At 66.1% G+C, this 15,767-nt stretch carries 14 protein-coding genes, 1 tRNA gene and 1 pseudogene; 7 read left to right on the top strand and 9 right to left on the bottom strand.

Features of this window, described 5'->3' with window-relative positions; translation table 11 throughout:
• Positions 1-127: 127 nt before the first annotated feature.
• Both BN1132_RS01940 and BN1132_RS01935 read right to left on the bottom strand, forming a co-directional pair.
• Positions 128-652, bottom strand: a pseudogene (locus BN1132_RS01940) (AraC family transcriptional regulator); the annotation flags it as partial.
• A 38-nt stretch (positions 653-690) separates the two neighbouring features.
• Positions 691-1,179 (bottom strand): GNAT family N-acetyltransferase, encoded by a 489-nt coding sequence (locus BN1132_RS01935; protein WP_042074494.1) that lies wholly within the window; start codon positions 1,177-1,179, stop codon positions 691-693.
• Positions 1,180-1,332: 153 nt separating this feature from the next.
• Between BN1132_RS01935 and BN1132_RS01930 the strand changes: the two genes are divergently transcribed.
• Positions 1,333-2,781 carry a catalase gene (locus BN1132_RS01930; protein WP_042074491.1) on the top strand — a complete coding sequence of 483 codons (1,449 nt, stop codon included), beginning with the start codon at positions 1,333-1,335 and terminating at the stop codon, positions 2,779-2,781.
• Between the two features lie 295 nt (positions 2,782-3,076).
• Here the strand turns inward: BN1132_RS01930 and BN1132_RS01925 are convergent, their stop codons facing one another.
• On the bottom strand, positions 3,077-3,394 hold the full coding sequence (locus BN1132_RS01925; protein WP_157005284.1) for a YnjH family protein: 318 nt from the start codon (positions 3,392-3,394) through the stop codon (positions 3,077-3,079).
• 222 nt (positions 3,395-3,616) lie between these two features.
• Between BN1132_RS01925 and BN1132_RS01920 the strand changes: the two genes are divergently transcribed.
• Entirely contained in the window at positions 3,617-4,711 is a 1,095-nt protein-coding gene (locus BN1132_RS01920; RefSeq protein ID WP_042074534.1) for a hypothetical protein, read from the top strand.
• Positions 4,712-4,788: 77 nt separating this feature from the next.
• On the opposite strand, the gene BN1132_RS01915 is transcribed toward BN1132_RS01920, so the two are convergent.
• Complete coding sequence (locus BN1132_RS01915) at positions 4,789-5,166, bottom strand: hypothetical protein (RefSeq protein WP_005330064.1); 378 nt, start codon at positions 5,164-5,166, stop codon at positions 4,789-4,791.
• Positions 5,167-5,358: 192 nt separating this feature from the next.
• Here BN1132_RS01915 and BN1132_RS01910 point away from each other — a divergent pair, with 192 nt between their 5' ends.
• The 4 genes from BN1132_RS01910 to dhaR all read left to right on the top strand — a co-directional run bounded on the left by BN1132_RS01910 (position 5,359) and on the right by dhaR (position 10,833).
• Complete coding sequence (locus BN1132_RS01910; protein ID WP_042074489.1) at positions 5,359-6,738, top strand: bifunctional NUDIX hydrolase/phosphatase PAP2 family protein; 1,380 nt, start codon at positions 5,359-5,361, stop codon at positions 6,736-6,738.
• A 10-nt stretch (positions 6,739-6,748) separates the two neighbouring features.
• Complete coding sequence (gene ydiK, locus BN1132_RS01905) at positions 6,749-7,837, top strand: AI-2E family transporter YdiK (RefSeq protein ID WP_042074487.1); 1,089 nt, start codon at positions 6,749-6,751, stop codon at positions 7,835-7,837.
• Between the two features lie 199 nt (positions 7,838-8,036).
• Complete coding sequence (locus tag BN1132_RS01900; protein ID WP_042074485.1) at positions 8,037-8,741, top strand: SDR family oxidoreductase; 705 nt, start codon at positions 8,037-8,039, stop codon at positions 8,739-8,741.
• A gap of 196 nt (positions 8,742-8,937) precedes the next feature.
• On the top strand, positions 8,938-10,833 hold the full coding sequence (dhaR, locus tag BN1132_RS01895; RefSeq protein ID WP_167335693.1) for a dihydroxyacetone kinase operon transcriptional regulator DhaR: 1,896 nt from the start codon (positions 8,938-8,940) through the stop codon (positions 10,831-10,833).
• A 66-nt stretch (positions 10,834-10,899) separates the two neighbouring features.
• Here dhaR and dhaM read toward each other — a convergent pair whose 3' ends face one another.
• The 4 genes from dhaM to BN1132_RS01875 all read right to left on the bottom strand — a co-directional run bounded on the left by dhaM (position 10,900) and on the right by BN1132_RS01875 (position 14,922).
• Complete coding sequence (gene dhaM / locus BN1132_RS01890) at positions 10,900-11,616, bottom strand: dihydroxyacetone kinase phosphoryl donor subunit DhaM (RefSeq protein ID WP_042074483.1); 717 nt, start codon at positions 11,614-11,616, stop codon at positions 10,900-10,902.
• A gap of 1 nt (position 11,617) precedes the next feature.
• On the bottom strand, positions 11,618-12,247 hold the full coding sequence (gene dhaL / locus BN1132_RS01885; RefSeq protein WP_042074481.1) for a dihydroxyacetone kinase subunit DhaL: 630 nt from the start codon (positions 12,245-12,247) through the stop codon (positions 11,618-11,620).
• A 15-nt stretch (positions 12,248-12,262) separates the two neighbouring features.
• Positions 12,263-13,333 carry a dihydroxyacetone kinase subunit DhaK gene (gene dhaK / locus BN1132_RS01880; RefSeq protein ID WP_042074479.1) on the bottom strand — a complete coding sequence of 357 codons (1,071 nt, stop codon included), beginning with the start codon at positions 13,331-13,333 and terminating at the stop codon, positions 12,263-12,265.
• A 230-nt stretch (positions 13,334-13,563) separates the two neighbouring features.
• Positions 13,564-14,922 (bottom strand): NCS2 family permease, encoded by a 1,359-nt coding sequence (locus BN1132_RS01875; RefSeq protein ID WP_042074477.1) that lies wholly within the window; start codon positions 14,920-14,922, stop codon positions 13,564-13,566.
• Positions 14,923-15,128: 206 nt separating this feature from the next.
• Between BN1132_RS01875 and BN1132_RS01870 the strand changes: the two genes are divergently transcribed.
• A complete protein-coding gene (locus BN1132_RS01870; RefSeq protein WP_042074476.1) occupies positions 15,129-15,461 on the top strand; it encodes a cupin domain-containing protein in 333 nt (110 codons plus the stop codon).
• A gap of 130 nt (positions 15,462-15,591) precedes the next feature.
• On the opposite strand, the gene BN1132_RS01865 is transcribed toward BN1132_RS01870, so the two are convergent.
• A tRNA-Asp gene (locus tag BN1132_RS01865) sits at positions 15,592-15,668 on the bottom strand.
• Between the last annotated feature and the right edge of the window lie 99 nt (positions 15,669-15,767).

The raw sequence follows: 15,767 nt of genomic DNA, 5'->3' as shown, positions 1-15,767 counted from the left end.
CGCCCCTTGGTCGGCTGTGCCCTGATACGGGCGGCCTGCTACACGGGATGAAGGTGTCGCCGAGATGGGGCCACCCACCCCCAATAAAACGAGGCGCCTTTGGGCGCCTCGTTTTATTGCCGCACCTTTAGCGCACGCTGGAGCAGAAGCTCACATCATCGCGCAGGGGAGCGTTGCTCACGCTGTGATAGAGCTCGAAGCAGGGGCCGTCGCCAAAGGCGAGCCCGGCCGCGACGATATCGCCGATGTGCTCCTGCCAGCGTGGCCCGTACTGGCTGCGATCCGTGATGAGGTAGCGGGACTGGGCGTAGCGCCCGGCGGGAATGAGCTGAGTTTCCACCTCCCCCGTCCCCTGGGTGCCTGCCGGCACCGTGATGCCGATGTCGGTGCGGCACTGGGCCGGCGGCGTCACCTCGGGGTTGTCGTGGTAGATGAAGATCCACTCCCCCCCTTCCAGAGCGCGGGGCGCGGCCCACTGGTGCAGGCGGTGGCAGACGGCGTCATACCCTTCCCCATAGGGGCCGGTGACCCGGATATAGGCCAGGGTGCGGGCGTCCATCTCGACGGTTTTCATGGTGTTGCTCCTTGCCGATGAGAGGTCTTCAGCATAGGGGAGCAGCCCGTCCCATGCGTGTCCCTCCTTGCGCTCCAGCGCCCGTACCACCGGCAGCAGGCGGCGACGGTAGTCGATCATGGGCGCAGCCTGGCCATGTAGAGGGTGTCCATCAGCTGGCCGTGGCGCATGCCGTATTCCCGGGCTATCCCCTCCTGCACGAACCCAACCTTGCGATAGAGGGCCTGCGCCGCCTCGTTGTCACTCCACACGGTCAGCTCGAGGCGGGTCAGTCCGAGCCAGTTATCCGCCAGGTCGATGGCGGCCGCCATCAGGGCGCTGCCCACGCCGCGCCCGGCCCAGTCGTCGCGCACCGCCATGCCGAGGCCCGCCACATGGCGCCGGCGCGGGTTGGGCTCTTGCCACAGGGTCAGGTTACCCACCACGAGGCCATCGGACTCGGCCACCAGCACGGTGACGCCGTCGCGCGGTTCGAGCCGCTGCTGCCAGTGATGCAGCGAGGCAAAGGGGAGTTGCAGGGTGCCGGCCTGGGCCTGGGGCATGGCGTAGAGATCGCGCAGGGCGGGGGCGTCCTCGGGACCGGCGCGGCGAATGGTGATGGACATGAGACCTCCTGGTTGGCAGAGTCCCATCTTGCCGCAAGGCTGGCGTTCGTTTCCACCCCCCATCAGCGAAACCAATCAAAGGGTTAGGCACACTCCATTGGAGCCGGGCGCGCCCTTCCCCTAGTCTGGCGGCTCATCACAAGGAGATGCCCCATGACCGACAAGACCCTGCACAGCGCCAACGGTGCCCCCGTCGTCGACAACAACAACAGCCTCACCGCCGGCCCGCGCGGCCCCGTCTTGATGCAAGACATCTGGTTGATGGAGAAACTCGCCCACTTCGACCGCGAGCGCATTCCCGAGCGGGTGGTTCACGCCAAGGGCTCGGGCGCCTACGGCACCTTCACCGTGACCCATGACATCAGCGCCTTCAGCAAGGCCGACCTGTTCAATGCCGTCGGCAAGCAGACCCCGGTGTTCCTGCGCTTCTCCACCGTGGCCGGTGAGAAGGGCGCCGCCGACGCCGAGCGCGACGTGCGCGGCTTCGCCCTCAAGTTCTACACCGAGCAGGGCAACTGGGATCTGGTGGGCAACAACACCCCGGTGTTCTTCATTCGCGACCCGCTGAAATTCCCCGACTTCATCCACACCCAGAAGCGGGATCCGCGCACCAACCTGCGCAGCGCCACCGCCGCCTGGGACTTCTGGTCTCGCCATCCCGAGTCCCTGCATCAGGTCACCATACTGTTCAGCGATCGCGGCATCCCCAGGAGCCTGCGGGAGATGAACGGCTACGGCAGCCACACCTTCAGCTTTATCAACGATGCCAACGAGCGCTTCTGGGTCAAGTTCCACTTCAAGACCGAGCAGGGCCACAGCTTCTACACCGATGAAGAGGCCGCCACCGCCGTCGGCCAGGATCGGGAGACCAGTCAGGCCGATCTGTTCAACGCCATCGAACGGGGCGACTTCCCGCGCTGGAAGGTCTATGTGCAGGTGATGCCGGAGGCCGAAGCCCAGACCTACCCGATCCACCCGTTCGACCTCACCAAGGTGTGGCCCCACAAGGACTACCCGCTGATCCCGGTCGGCGTGCTGGAGCTCAACCAGAACCCGGACAACTACTTCGCCCACGTGGAGCAGGCCGCCTTCACCCCGGCCAACGTGGTGCCCGGCATCGGCTTCTCGCCGGATCGCATGCTGCAGGGCCGCCTGTTTTCCTACGGTGACACCCAGCGCTATCGCCTCGGCGTCAACCACGGTTTGCTGCCGGTCAACGCCCCGCGCTGCCCGTTCCACCACGGTGCCCACCGCGATGGCGCCATGCGGGCGGACAGCAACGGCGGCGCCAGCCCCAACTACCAGCCGAACCGCTTCGGCACCCAGCAGCCGAGCGAGCAGCACGAACCGGCGCTGAGTCTGGAAGGGGCCGCCCTGCACTACGATTTCCGCGACTACGACAGCGACTACTACAGCCAGCCGGGGGATCTGTTCCGCCTGATGGACGAGGGGCAGCGCACGCGCCTGGCCGCCAACCTGGCGCGCTCTCTGGTCAACGTGGAGGATGACGCCATCGTCGCGGCCCAGCTCAGGCACTTCGAGCAGGCCGACCCCGAGTACGCCAGACGGGTCGAACTGGCGCTGGCCGCCCTGCAGCGCTGAGTCGCAGGCCGGAAAGTCAACACGGGGGCCTGATGGCCCCCGTGTTCATGATGTGTGATAGACGCAAAAACGGAGCCAGAGGCTCCGTTTTTTCAATGAGGTATCAATCCCGGACGGAACGCGCTTCGCGCTCTTCCCGCTCCCTTGCCAACAAGCGTTTGTACCACCAGCTGCTACGACGACGTTGTGCATTGGAAGAGCGACGAGCCATTGCCTAGATCCCAGTCAAGAGAAGAAAGAGCCGCATTATGCGATAGAGATCACGCCCATGTCTGTAGCTGGATCAAGAAAAGGCTCACTGACCCACGCGGATCGTCACCTTGTTGCTCGCGTCCTCCTCGAGGGGCTGCAGCACGGCAGGCTCACGCCAGGCCAGAGGGCCGTTGCTCTCCTGCACGTTCTGCGGCGCGCACTCCAGCCAGAGGTCCCCCTGCTGGATGCGGGCACCGAGGGAATATTTCTGATCCTGATACCAGCAGACCCGCTCGGGCAAGGATCCGAGCGGCAGCACCAGCTCGGTGCCCACCGAGTGGCTGAGGGGGTTCGATGCCGGGGCGGCCAGCACGGGGCACAGGCCGCCGAGGGCAAACAGACAAAACGCGGTTCGGATCATGGGTGACACCTGTGACTGAGGGGAGTGATGCACTAAAGCGACCAACGGGGTCGCCTACTTGACCAATAAATGTCGGCTCATCTGGCATTCCGGAAGCAATATGGTAGCCTGCCTGCGCCCGCCGGATCCAACCACGAAGCGGCGGGCCGGTTCGGCTGGCATTGCCGTGGGACGGCAATGAATAACAGTTAATAATCAAATAATTACTTGGATATGTTGTCGATGCGTATCATGCCGTTGCTCAAGGCTGCCTGCCTGAGCCTGATGTTGTCCGCCTGCGTGGCCCCCCTGCTGATGATGAGCCCCACCAGCCAGCTGATGTGGGCCCTGCTCAAGCCCCTGGTCGGCTTCGATCCGAACGAGGCCAACCTGTTCGAGCAGCCGCTGATCAAGGACAGAATGACCGCCATGCTGGGACCCAACTACGACACCACCATGCAGTTGCTCAAGACCGCCAACGAGCTGCAGCAGGAGGGGCCGCTGTTCTACGTGGTCTCCCGCTACGCCCCGATACCGGACGCGGCCAAGCAGGCCGGCATGGTGTGGAACGCCGACACCAACCAGCTTGCCGTCATGCTGCAGAAGGGGGACGGGGCGACCCAGGTATTCGGTGAGAACCTGACTGCGGCCACCCCGGTCTGGCCCAGCACCATGCAGGATTGGCAGAGCCAGACCGCCTCCGCGGCCACGACGACCGCCCTCGGTGGCGTCGGTCAGGCCATGACGGGCTCCGGCGGTTCCCTGCTCGGCAACATGGTGGGCAGCCTGCAGCAGAGCGCGACCCAGGCGATCTCCAACTCCGCCAGCCAGGCGGTCAACGGCGCCACCAGCGCGGCGACCCAGAAGGTGAACAAGAGCGTCACCGGCACCCTGCAGCAGGCCAATCAGGCCGTGACGGATTCCGCCAAGCGGGCGGTGAGCGACACCGCCAGGCAGGCTGCCAGCAGCGCCACCACCACGGCACAGCAACAGGCCACCCAGGCGGTGACCGACGGTGCCAAACAGGCCGCCAGCAGCACCGCCACCGCGCAGCAACAGGCCACCCAGGCGGTGACCGACGGCGCCAAACAAGCCGCCAGCAGCGCCACCGCCACCGCGCAGCAACAGGCCACCAAGGCGGTGACCGACGGCGCCAAACAGGCCGCCACCGCGCAGCAACAGGCCACCCAGGCGATGACCGACGGTGCCACGCAGGCCGCCAGCAGCGCCGCCGCCACCGTGCAGCCACAGGCCGGCAAGGGAGAAGAGCAGGCGGGAGCCCTGAGCGATCAGGCCAGGGCGGATGCGGAAGCCGAGCTGGAGAAGCTGCTCAACTGAGTTCGGGCAAGCCGCACCACCATGCAAACAGGCCACCCCGGGGTGGCCTGTCGTCTATCTGCGAGGAGGCGTAAACCTTAGAAGTGGCGGTCCTGCTCCGTGGGCTTGGCCACCTTGTCCTCGCTGTGCTCGATGGCGGTACGGATCAGATCGACGCCGGCCCGGATGATCAGTACCCCCATGTTGACCAGCTTGACGCAGACCCACATGAAGGTGATGAGCAGGATCAGCTTGAGCACCGTCTGGAACGCCTCCAGGAAGTTCTGTTCCAGCTGGGCGGTGAGGCCATTGGCGCTGCTCATCAGCCAGGTGTAGACCTCGCGCACGAAGGGGATGCGGCTCGGCATCTCCAGCACGTCCAGCGCCGCAGGCAGGGCCTGGAAGATGACGATGCTGCCAAACAGTATCAGGATGACGCCGATGGCAATCCCCAGGAAGAAACCGAACTGTCGCATGAAGGGCCCCAAGATGTGTTGAATGAGAAGAACAATAGCCGCCAATACTAGGGACTGCCCGGGCAGACGGCAATCCTTCCGCCCCAGATCGCACCGTCCGCTCCCCTGGCTGACGCCCCCTCGTCGGGAAGTCATTGCCCAAGTATCTGATTTCTGTGACCCTTGTCCCCATCTCCTTGCCATGGGCCCATCATGATCCGAACCGCCTTCTTCCTGATCCTGCTCTTTGGCACCCTCTGCGCCCCCCTGCGCGCCGCCGAGTCGCCCCCCTCGGCGGGCGCCTGCGTGATCCGCCACCAGCAGCAGCTGCTGCTGGTGCAAGACAGGATCTCCTCCCGCTATAGCCTGAGTGGCGGCTACATCGACGCGGGGGAGACCCCGGCCCAGGCGGCACTGCGGGAGCTGTACGAGGAGACGGGGCTGCGAGGGCGCGTCACCGCCGAGCTGGGGCGCTGGCAGAGGGCGCAGGTGTTCGCCTGCCAGACCCTCTCCCCCATCCAGGCCCAGACCGGCTCCGGCTTCGTCTCCATACTGCGGGCCCCCAACCTCGGCGGCGAGATCCTCAATGCCAGGCTGATCGATGCCACCCAGCTGCCCCAGGATCAGCGTCGTTTCCCGGCGCAGCTGGACTGGCTGGCTCCCCGGCTGGCCGACGTCCCAGAGAGCCAGGTGCAGTGGGTCACCGACTTCAGCGCCGGGGCCAGCGCCCTGCACCAGGCCGAGCTGCCACCGATCCAGCGCCTGCAGCAGTGGCTGGGGCCGGACTCCACCTGGCTCCTGACCGGCAACCTGCTGGGCTCCGCCCCCTTCCAGCTGGCCCTGCTGCCCTTCCTGCTCCCCCTGCTGGGCTGGCCAAGGGTGCGCAGCCTGCTGTTTGCCATGGTGCTGCTCACCCTGGTGGTCAACCTGCTCAAGGAGGGGATAGCCTGGCCCAGGCCCTTCCACCTCGACCCCCTGCTGGCGCAGCGCAGCGCCCAGGGCTTTGGCATGCCGAGCGGCCACGCCGCCTCGACCCTGCTCTACTGGGGCCTGCTGCTGACCAGCCTGCCGGCCCTCAGACCCTGGCATGGGGGCGTGCTGGCGCTGCTGCTGGCCGGGCTGGCCGGAGTGGCGCGGGTCTGGCTGGGGGTGCACTTCTTCTCGGATGTGGTGGCAGGCCTCGCGCTGGGCGCCCTGCTGCTGGCGCTGCGCGCGCCCCTGGCTGCACTGGCTGCGCGCCAGTTCCCCTGGGCAATTCTGCTGCTGGTCAGCACCCTGGCCGCCTGGCTCACCCAGTCCACCACCCTGGGGGGACTCGCCATGTTCACCCTGGGGCTCGCATCGGGTAATCTGCTACAACTCGAACGGCACCCGACTCCCGCCCTCCGTGCGGCACTGCTGGCCCTGGCCGGCGGCCTGGTCATCGCCGGGCTGCTGCTCGTGGTGCCCATGCTCACCAGCAGCTCCCTGCTGATCCTGGCCGGAAACGGGTTACTCTATGGCGGCCTGGGGTTCTGGCTGAGTGCCGGGCTCTGGTGGCTGCTCTCCGTCGTCCCGACCGGTTCCCCTCCCGGGAGCCCTACCCCTCGTTAAAGGGAAAGTCATGAATATGAAAAAAGTGGATTTGGCCAAGATCACCCTGGGCGTGCTGTTCCTCAGCCTGCTCATCATCTCGTGTTTCATGGTGCTGCGCCCCTTCCTGCCCGCCCTGGTGTGGGCCACCATGATCACCATCGCCACCTGGCCGCTGATGCAGATGGCCCAACGCCTGCTGTGGGGCAAGCGTACCCTGGCGGCCCTGCTGATGAGCGTCATCCTGCTGCTGATGTTCGTCATCCCCCTGTTCATGGCGCTGGCCAACGTGGCGGAGAAGGCCCCCATGCTCATCGACCTCGGTACCGAGCTGAGCCACTCGCCGCCCCCCGAGCTGCTCTGGCTGCAACAGCTGCCCCTGGTCGGTGACAGGCTGTACGAGTTCTGGCAGCAGATCCTGGCGAGCGGTGGTCAGGTGCTGTTCGCCAAGCTGGCCCCCTACTTCGGCCAGACCGCCCGCTGGCTGGCAGCCCAGGCGGGCAACCTCGGCCTGCTGTTCGTTCACTTCCTGCTGACCGTGGCCATCTGCGGCCTGCTCTACCACTCTGGCGAGAAGGCCGCGGACGGCATTCGCCGCTTCGCCCACCGCCTGGCGGGCCAGCGCGGCGACAATGCCGTGGTGCTCGCCTCCCAGGCCATCCGCGCCGTCGCCATGGGGGTGGTGGTGACCGCCCTGGTGCAATCCTCGGTGGCGGGGCTCGGCCTGCTCATCGCCGGCATTCCCTACACCATGATCCTGGTGGTGCTGATGTTCCTGCTGATCGTCGCCCAGATAGGCCCCTTCCCCGTGCTGCTGGCCAGCGTCGGCTACCTCTACTGGAGCGGTGACACCACCTGGGGCACCTTCCTGCTGGTCTGGTCCCTGCTGGCGGGCACCATGGACAACTTCCTGCGCCCCTTCCTTATCAAGCGCGGGGCCGACCTGCCGCTGATCCTGATCCTGGTCGGGGTCATCGGCGGCCTGCTGGCGCTCGGCATCATAGGGCTCTTCATCGGCCCCGTGGTGCTGGCGGTGGGCTATACCCTGCTGGATGCCTGGATCAAGGAAGGGGAGCCGGCGCCCGCCCTGGAGGCACCCGAGCCGCCCAAGGCGGAATAATCCCCTCGAAGACGCCGCCCGCTGGGCGGCGTCTCTGTCTTGTCGTGACGGCGCGCCCCCTGGCAAGGTGATAGACCAGAACCAAAGTTCGAGCCGGATCGCCAAAACACGAACCAGGGTTCGAATCTGCCCCCCGCCTCCCCTGTCCTCTCCCTGAGCCACCCGCCACAATGCGGGCACCATTCAGAAGGAGAACGAGATGAATCCATTGAGAGCAACACGCGCCCTGATCAGCGGTGGCGCCAGCGGGATCGGACTGGCCATCGCCGAGGCCCTGGCCAGCCAGGGGGTGGAACTGATCCTGGCTTCCCGTCGCCAGGGGCTGCTGGAACAGGAGGCGGCACGGCTCGGAGCCCGATACAGGGTGAGAGTGCTGCCCCTGGTGCTGGATGTCAGCGACGGCGATCAGGTGCGAGCCCAGCACGCCCAGGCCAGGGCCCTGCTCGGCCCCATCGATCTGCTCGTCAACAACAGCGGGGTAGGCAGCGACTATCTGGTGCAGGACCTGCCGGAATCGGAGTGGGACAGGGTGATGGACACCTGCGCCAAGGGCAGTTTCCTGCTGACCCGGGCCTGCCTGCCGGACATGCTGGCCAACCGTCACGGCACCATCATCAACATCGCCTCCCAGGCCGCCAGGCACGGCTATGCGAGGGCCAGCGTCTACTGCGCCGCCAAATTTGCCGTCCTGGGCTTTGCCAAGGCGCTGCGGGAAGAAGTCCAGCACCAGGGCATACGCGTCCACACCCTCTGTCCCGGCCTGGTACAGGTGCCGCCACCGGCCTGCCCGGGGGATCGCAAACCGGGCTGGCTGCAGGTGGAGGATCTCGCCGAGGCCGTGCTCTACACTCTGCGCCAGGGGGCCCATGTCCAGCTCGACGAGATCGGCATGACGGGGATCTGAGGGAACGCGGTGAAGCGATGACAGGGGGCCTCGGCCCCCCCTGTCATCTTGCGGCAGATCAGGCCTGCTGATGGCGGCTGATGCGGTGGATGCCGCCGCCCGGAGCGGGGAGGCCACACTCTGAGATAGCTCACTGAATCGGGCTGGCAAGGGTGGTTAAATGACCCCTTCCCCCTTGTCGGATAACCCAGCGACCATGTCACCCTCCCCCCTGCCACCCCCGTCATGGCCCGAATACCTGCCAGCCTCCTGGCTGCGCTGTGCCCACCAGACCAGCGCCACCCTCTGGCATCCGCCCCACAGCGCCAAGGGCCAGACCCTGCACAGCCTGCGCCAGCGCAAGCGGGACCTGCTCACCACGGGCGAGATGGCCCTCGAGGATCTCTACGAATTCATGGAGGGGCGCCCCTGCGCCCTGCTGCTCACCGACGAGAGCGGCTGCCTGCTGGCCCAGACCGGCCACCCCGAAACCCTGGGGAAACTGGCGGCGCTCGGCTTTGGTCCCGGCGCCTTCTTCAGCGAGGGACGCATCGGCACCAATGCCATCAATCTGGCGGCGCTGGAGGGGATACCGCTCTGCGTCAGCGGCCCCCAGCACTTCAACCAGAGCCTCCACCCCTGGCACTGCTGCGCCAGCCCTGTCTACGACAGCAATGGCCGCCAGGTCGCCATAGTGGCCCTGATCTGCCGGGTGGAGGAGGCCGCGCCGGGGGATCTGGCACTCACCGTCAGCGCCGGCCGCGAGCTGGCCAACCTGCTGCAGATGGAGCGCCTGATGCAGGAGTCCCAGCACCATCTGAGTGAGCTCTATGCCCTGCTGGACGGCATGGATGACGGCGTGCTGGCCTGGGATCCCCAGGGCAGGCTGCGCTACCTCAACGCGCTGGCGGCCAGCCGGCTGCGACTCGACCCGGATCTCTGCCTCGGCCAGCCCCTCGATCGCCACCTGCTGTTGCCTAGGCGCCTGCAGCTCGCCATCGAGGAGAGGGCCCCCCTGAGCCACGTGGAGGTAACGCTGGAGTGCACCGGCACGGGAGAGTTCATCGACGCCCTGGTGAGCCTCAAACCACTGCCCGGTCCCGACGGGGTCGGCTTTATCGCCCTGCTCCACCCCGCCGACAGGCTGCGCGCCATCCATCGGCTGCGCCAGACGGTCCCCGAACTCTCCGCCCTGGTGGGGGAATCGAGCGCCATGCGCAAGCTGCTGCGCCACGCCCGCCAGGCTGCCAGGGGGCAGGGCCCCGTCTTGCTGCGGGGCGAAGAGGAGGTGGGCAAGGTCCAGTTGGCGGAAGCCATCCACTTCGGCAGCGAACGGGCCGCCGGGCCCCTCGTCACGCTCAACTGCCAGGCGCTGCCCGGCGATCGCATGGCACTGGAGCTGATGGGCTCCGACGAGGCGGGACAGGAGCGGGCCGGCAAGTTCGAGCTGGCCCACGGCGGCACCCTGGTGCTGGAGCAGGTGGAGTGCCTGTCTCTCCCCATGCAGGCGGCCCTGCTGCAGCTGCTCAAGACCGGCTGCATCCAGCGTTTCGATTCCGCCCGCATCCTGCCCCTCAGGGTGAGGATCATCGCGACCAGCAGTGCACCGCTGGAGCAGCGGGTGCAGGAGGGTCACTTCGGCCGACAGTTGCTCTATGCGCTACAGGGGTGCGAGCTGTGGTTGCCTAGCCTGAGGGAACGCACCGCCGACCTGCCCGGCCTTATCAGCCAGCAGCTGGTAGCGCAGGGGCGAGAGCCGGGGCGGCGCTTCAACCCGGCGGCCCTCGACTGCCTGCTGGCCTACCCCTGGCCCGGCAATCTGGGGGAGCTGCGCAGCGCCATCGAATACGCCCTGCTCCACAGCAGCGAGGCCCTGATCCCGCCACAGGCGCTGCCGGTGGCCATCCGCCACGGCCATCAACCCGCGGCGGATGCCGTGATGGGGCCGCCGCTGCTCACCCTGGCGGAGCTGGAGCGCCAGGCCATCTTGCGCAGCGCTCACGCCAGCAAGGGGCAGGTCAGCCTGATGGCCAGGCAGTTGGGGATCAGCCGCACCACACTGTGGCGACGGCTGAAACTGCTCGACATGGATCCTGCCGACTATCAGGGTTGAGGCACGCCGGCACGGCGAAAACAGCAGGCCCCGCCATGGCGGGGCCTGTATTGAAGGGTCTGCCCCTCAGTCGCCGAAGCGCACCTCGGCCAGCTGCCTGAAGGCGTCCAGCGCCGCCCCGGCATCCTCCCCTCGCGCCAGCAGGATAAGCCTGTCCCCCTGGCGCACATCGAGCATGGTGAGCCGGGTCAGGCTGCGAGGGTTGGCTTCTCTGTCCCCCTTTTGCAGCTTCAGCTCGGCGGAGAAGGGCTTGAGGGCGGCCACCAGCCGGGCGGCGGGGCGCACGTGCAGGCCGTGGGGATTCTCCACCGCCACCTCGCAGCGCAGCCAGCCATCGTCGGGCACAGGGGCAGCCTCGACGGCCTCCGGCTCTGTCTTACCCGCCAGCATCCCTTGTTTCGGGCCCAGGGCGCCGAGCGCCTCGGCGGCCACCTCGTCCAGCGTCAGGCCGGATCCGGCCGCCACCACGGCGGCCAGGGTCCCCTCGACCAGGGGGGCGGGGCAGAGCCGTACCCGAGCGCCCAGCTCCGGGGGCAGCAGCTCGAGGGCGGTCCCGGCGCTGAGCAGGGCGCTGCCCAGATCCATCAGCACCAGCACGCCGCTGCCGTCGTCCGCCTCTTCAATGGCACTCATCACGGCGATGGCGTCGGTACCTATGGGGTGATCGGGGTCATCGACCCCGGCCGCCAGCAACAGCTTCGCCGGGCTGCCGAGCTGGTCGGCCAGGGCTTTCAATCCGGCCGCCAGCAGGGCGCTGTGAGAGACCACTACGATGCCGATCATGTCACAACCTCGCTCTGTCACGCAGGGCGGTCAGCAGCAGCAGGGTCGAGGTGGCCCCGGCATCCTGATGGCCGATGCTGCGCTCGCCGAGATAGCTGGCGCGCCCCTTGCGGGCCTGCATCTGGATGGTGGCTTCGGTGCCGGCGGCAGCGGCCGCGACCGCCTTGTCCAGCGCCTCGGGCAGCGGCAGGCCCTGCTGCTCGGCCTGTTGCAGGGCGGCCAGCGCCGGCCACCAGGCGTCGCACATGGTCTTGTCACCGGGTTCGGCGCGACCGCGGGAGACGACCCCCTCCACCCCGTCGCCCAGCATCTTGCCGAGCTGGCTCAGGGTCAGGCTCTGGCAGGCATCGCTGCTGGCCGCCGCCCGGATAAAGAAGGTGCCGTACAGGGGGCCGCTGGCGCCACCGACCGAGGAGAGCAGGGTCATGCCGGTGGTCTTGAGCACCTGGCCGATGTCCTTGTCCGCCACCGCGGGCAGCTTCTCCGCCACCTTGGTGAAGCCACGCTGCATGTTGAGGCCGTGGTCGCCGTCACCGATGTCGGTATCCAGCGCGGTGAGGTAGTCGCGCTGCTCGGTGAAGATGTGCTCGCAGTCGAGCAGCCAGTTGACGATCTGGTGTTTGCTTAGCATGAGAATGAGGGCTCCTTAGCAGCCGCGACGCAGGGCCGGGGTGTGAACGGGGGCATCCCACAGGGTCATCAGCTCGTCATCCGCCTTGAGCAGGGTGATGGAGATGCCGGTCATGTCGAGGGAGGTGCAGTAGGGGCCGATGAGGTTGCGCACCAGGTGGATGCCCGCCTCTTCGCACAGGGCCGCGAGCCGAGCATAGACGCCGTAGAGCTCGGAGATGGGGGTGCCGCCCAGGCTGTTGACCAGGGCGATGACCCTGTCTCCCGCATTCAATGGCTCGACAAAGGTGTGCTCTTCCTGCCAGCTGCCGGAGTCACGATCCCAGTGGCGCAGGGTGCGACCATAGGGGCTGTTGTCGGCCAGCTCCTTGAACATGTCGTCTACCAGGGTGTTGAGGTCGGTGAAGGGGCGGCGCTCGATGCCGGGTTCGCCGTGGATGCCGACGCCGAACTCCACCTCGTTGTCCGCCAGGGTGAAGGAGGGCTTGCCTGCAGCAGGGACGGTGCAGGCATGCATGGCCACGCCTATGGTGCGGCTCTGGTTGTTGATGCGGCGGGCCAGCGCCTCACAGCGCGCCAGATCGTAGCCCGCCTCGGCGGCGGCCCCGACCAGCTTCTCGCACAGCACGGTCGTGGCGACGCCGCGACGGCCGGCGGTATAGAGACTGTCTTTGACCGCCACGTCGTCATCGATCAGGGCGAAGCCCACCTTGACCCCGTCACCGTGCAGCAGCTCGACCGCGGTCTCGAAGTTGAGCACGTCCCCGGTGTAGTTCTTCACCAGAAACAGCACGCCGGCGCCGCCATCGACCGCCTGGCCGCACTCGTACATCTGATCCGGAGTCGGGGAGGTAAAGATCTCGCCGGGGCAGGCGCCATCCAGCATCCCTTTGCCTACCAGACCGCCGTGCATCGGCTCGTGGCCGCTGCCGCCACCGGAGACCAGCGCCACCTTGCCCATCACGGGGGCGTCGGCGCGGGTGATGTAGTGGGGTTCGATCCGCACCTTGAGCTCGGGGTGGGCGGCCGCCATCCCCATCAGTTGTTCACGGACCACGGCATCGACGGCATTGATCAGCTTCTTCATGGCTCACTCCTTGGCTTGCCACCGCACGGGGGGCAGATGATTGATGGAGCCAGTCTAACGGGATCAATCGGGAGAAAAATGACGGTCGTTCCGGTTCGGATTTGGAACGGAAGGGGAGGGTCTGTCGTTTCACTCTGAAACATCCGGAAGGCACATGAGGAAGAACTGTTAACCACCTCACAACCATAAAAAAGGGCTCCCGCAGGAGCCCTTCTCGATAACCGGGTTGATCAGATGGCCCAACCACCGGCATAGAAGATCACCAGCGCCAAGGCGATGATGACGGTGCCGATGTTGAGCTTCTTCCACTCGGCGGCAAACAGGCGACCCACGACCAGCGCGACGAAGCCCAGCATGATGCCAGTGACTATGTTGCAGGTAAGCACGATGAAGACGGCGCACAGCATGCCGGAGAGGGCATCGACCGAGTCGTTGAAGTCCAGCTTGGTGACGTTGCCCAGCATCAGCAGGCCGACGTACATCAGGGCCGGGGCGGTGGCGTAGGCCGGCACCAGATAGCTCAGGGGCGAGAGGAAGATCATCAGCAGGAAGAGCACGCCGACCAGGGTGGCGGTCAGGCCTGTCTTGCCGCCGGCGGCGGTGCCAGCGGCAGATTCGATGTAGACGGCAGCCGGAGCACCACCGACGGCGCCTGCGACCATGCTGCTGACGGAATCGGCGGTCAGGGCCTTGCCGCCGCTGATGATGTGGCCACGTTCGTTGATGAGCCCGGCCTGGCCGGCCACGGCACGTATGGTGCCGGTGGCGTCAAACACGGCGGTCATCACCAGCGCCAGCACTGTGGGGATCACCACCGGATTGAGGGCACCCAGCACATCCATGCTACCCACCAGGGAGCCCTTCTCGCCGGTCAGGCTCGGCATGGCGAAGAAGCCCTGCCAGGTCACTTTCGGGTCGAAGATGAGGCCCAGGATGGAGATGGCGATGATCACCATCAGGATGCCGCCCGGCACCTTGCGGCGCTCCAGGCCGAAGATGGCAGCCAGACCCAGCACCGTCATGATCACGGGAAAGGCGGTGACCTCACCGAGCTGCACCGGCAGACCGGCGCCTTCGTTCTTGATCACCATGCCGACGCCATTGGTGGCGATCAGCAGCAGGAACAGGCCGATACCGATGCCGGTGCCGTGGGCGATGCCGGAGGGGAGGTTGTCCAGGATCCACTGGCGCACGCCAGTGACGCTGATCAGGGTAAACAGCACCCCCATCAGGAAGATGGCCCCCAGTGCGACCGGAATGCTCAACCCCTGACCCAGCACCAGACTGAAGGCGGTAAAGGCGGTGAGGGAGATGGCGCAGCCGATGGCCATCGGCAGCTTGGCCCACAGACCCATCAGCAGGGAGCCGAAGGCGGCGATCAGGCAGGTGGCGACAAACACCGGCCCCTGCTCAAAGCCGGCAGCGCCCAGCATGTTCGGCACCACTATGATGCTGTAGACCATGGCCAGGAAGGTGGTCAGCCCCGCGACCAGTTCCTGGCGCACGGAGCTTCCACGCTGGGTAATGGAAAAATAGGAGTCCAGAAATCCGCCGTTGCCGGTACGGGCCGTCATTTCTTGCGTTGCCATAATTCATCCTGAAAGTGTGATGGAAATCGTTTGCGTGATGGCGCGCAAAATAGCAAGAATTTGGCGAAATTACAGCGGATCAGCCGGCATTTTCCCTAACTTTTCCACTTTAAAGCCCCATAAGAATCTCACCATTGAGTGTGAGGTCTCGTCCCCAGCTTCTACACTCTTAGCTAGTCACTCGCCCATCAACCGGAGAGAAGCCCATGCACACAGGCAACCTGCTCGGCCAAATCCCCTCCCCCCTGCCCAATGAAGTGTTCACGGATCTGGTCAGCACGAACCACTTTCGCATCGAACGCATCCTCTCCCAGGGACAGCAGACCCCCACCGGGGAGTGGTTCGATCAGGATGAACACGAATGGGTGTTGCTGGTGCAGGGGGAGGCCATCCTGGTCTTCATCACCCCGGATACCGAGGTGCAGGAGCGCGTACATCTCGGGCCCGGGGACTACATCAACATCCCAGCCCACCTTCAGCACAGGGTGGAGTGGACCCACCCAACCGAGACGACCGTCTGGCTCTGCATCTATTACTAGGGGAGTGTGGTGGCCACGGCGATACATCGTGCGAAGCGAAAAAAGCCCGGTCATATGACCGGGCTTTTGGATCCTTTAGATCGGCTTAAAAGCAAAAAGGCCTTCCCGTCAGGGAAGGCCTTCAAATTAGTGGCGGAGCGGACGGGACTCGAACCCGCGACCCCCGGCGTGACAGGCCGGTATTCTAACCGACTGAACTACCGCTCCGCATTCGGTTAGCTTTCGCTAAATCATGTGCCGCTTCTATGAGGTGTCATCCTCGCAGCCAGTGACGTGATTCTTCACATCGCTGTTTAATTGGGTGCC

The sequence above is a fragment of the Aeromonas sanarellii genome (assembly GCF_000820085.1).
Taxonomy (GTDB): domain Bacteria; phylum Pseudomonadota; class Gammaproteobacteria; order Enterobacterales; family Aeromonadaceae; genus Aeromonas; species Aeromonas sanarellii.
The sequence above is the reverse complement of the archived record's forward strand: the minus strand, read 5'-3'. Positions and strand labels throughout refer to the sequence as shown.

Bases quoted from the DNA above. Each gene is read 5' to 3' on its own strand.
- BN1132_RS01935 (WP_042074494.1), bottom strand. From the start codon at position 1,179: ATGTCCATCACCATTCGCCGCGCCGGTCCCGAGGACGCCCCCGCCCTG.
- BN1132_RS01930 (WP_042074491.1), top strand. From the start codon at position 1,333: ATGACCGACAAGACCCTGCACAGCGCCAACGGTGCCCCCGTCGTCGAC.
- BN1132_RS01925 (WP_157005284.1), bottom strand. From the start codon at position 3,394: ATGATCCGAACCGCGTTTTGTCTGTTTGCCCTCGGCGGCCTGTGCCCC.
- BN1132_RS01920 (WP_042074534.1), top strand. From the start codon at position 3,617: ATGCGTATCATGCCGTTGCTCAAGGCTGCCTGCCTGAGCCTGATGTTG.
- BN1132_RS01915 (WP_005330064.1), bottom strand. From the start codon at position 5,166: ATGCGACAGTTCGGTTTCTTCCTGGGGATTGCCATCGGCGTCATCCTG.
- BN1132_RS01910 (WP_042074489.1), top strand. From the start codon at position 5,359: ATGATCCGAACCGCCTTCTTCCTGATCCTGCTCTTTGGCACCCTCTGC.
- ydiK (WP_042074487.1), top strand. From the start codon at position 6,749: ATGAATATGAAAAAAGTGGATTTGGCCAAGATCACCCTGGGCGTGCTG.
- BN1132_RS01900 (WP_042074485.1), top strand. From the start codon at position 8,037: ATGAATCCATTGAGAGCAACACGCGCCCTGATCAGCGGTGGCGCCAGC.
- dhaR (WP_167335693.1), top strand. From the start codon at position 8,938: ATGTCACCCTCCCCCCTGCCACCCCCGTCATGGCCCGAATACCTGCCA.
- dhaM (WP_042074483.1), bottom strand. From the start codon at position 11,616: ATGATCGGCATCGTAGTGGTCTCTCACAGCGCCCTGCTGGCGGCCGGA.
- dhaL (WP_042074481.1), bottom strand. From the start codon at position 12,247: ATGCTAAGCAAACACCAGATCGTCAACTGGCTGCTCGACTGCGAGCAC.
- dhaK (WP_042074479.1), bottom strand. From the start codon at position 13,333: ATGAAGAAGCTGATCAATGCCGTCGATGCCGTGGTCCGTGAACAACTG.
- BN1132_RS01875 (WP_042074477.1), bottom strand. From the start codon at position 14,922: ATGGCAACGCAAGAAATGACGGCCCGTACCGGCAACGGCGGATTTCTG.
- BN1132_RS01870 (WP_042074476.1), top strand. From the start codon at position 15,129: ATGCACACAGGCAACCTGCTCGGCCAAATCCCCTCCCCCCTGCCCAAT.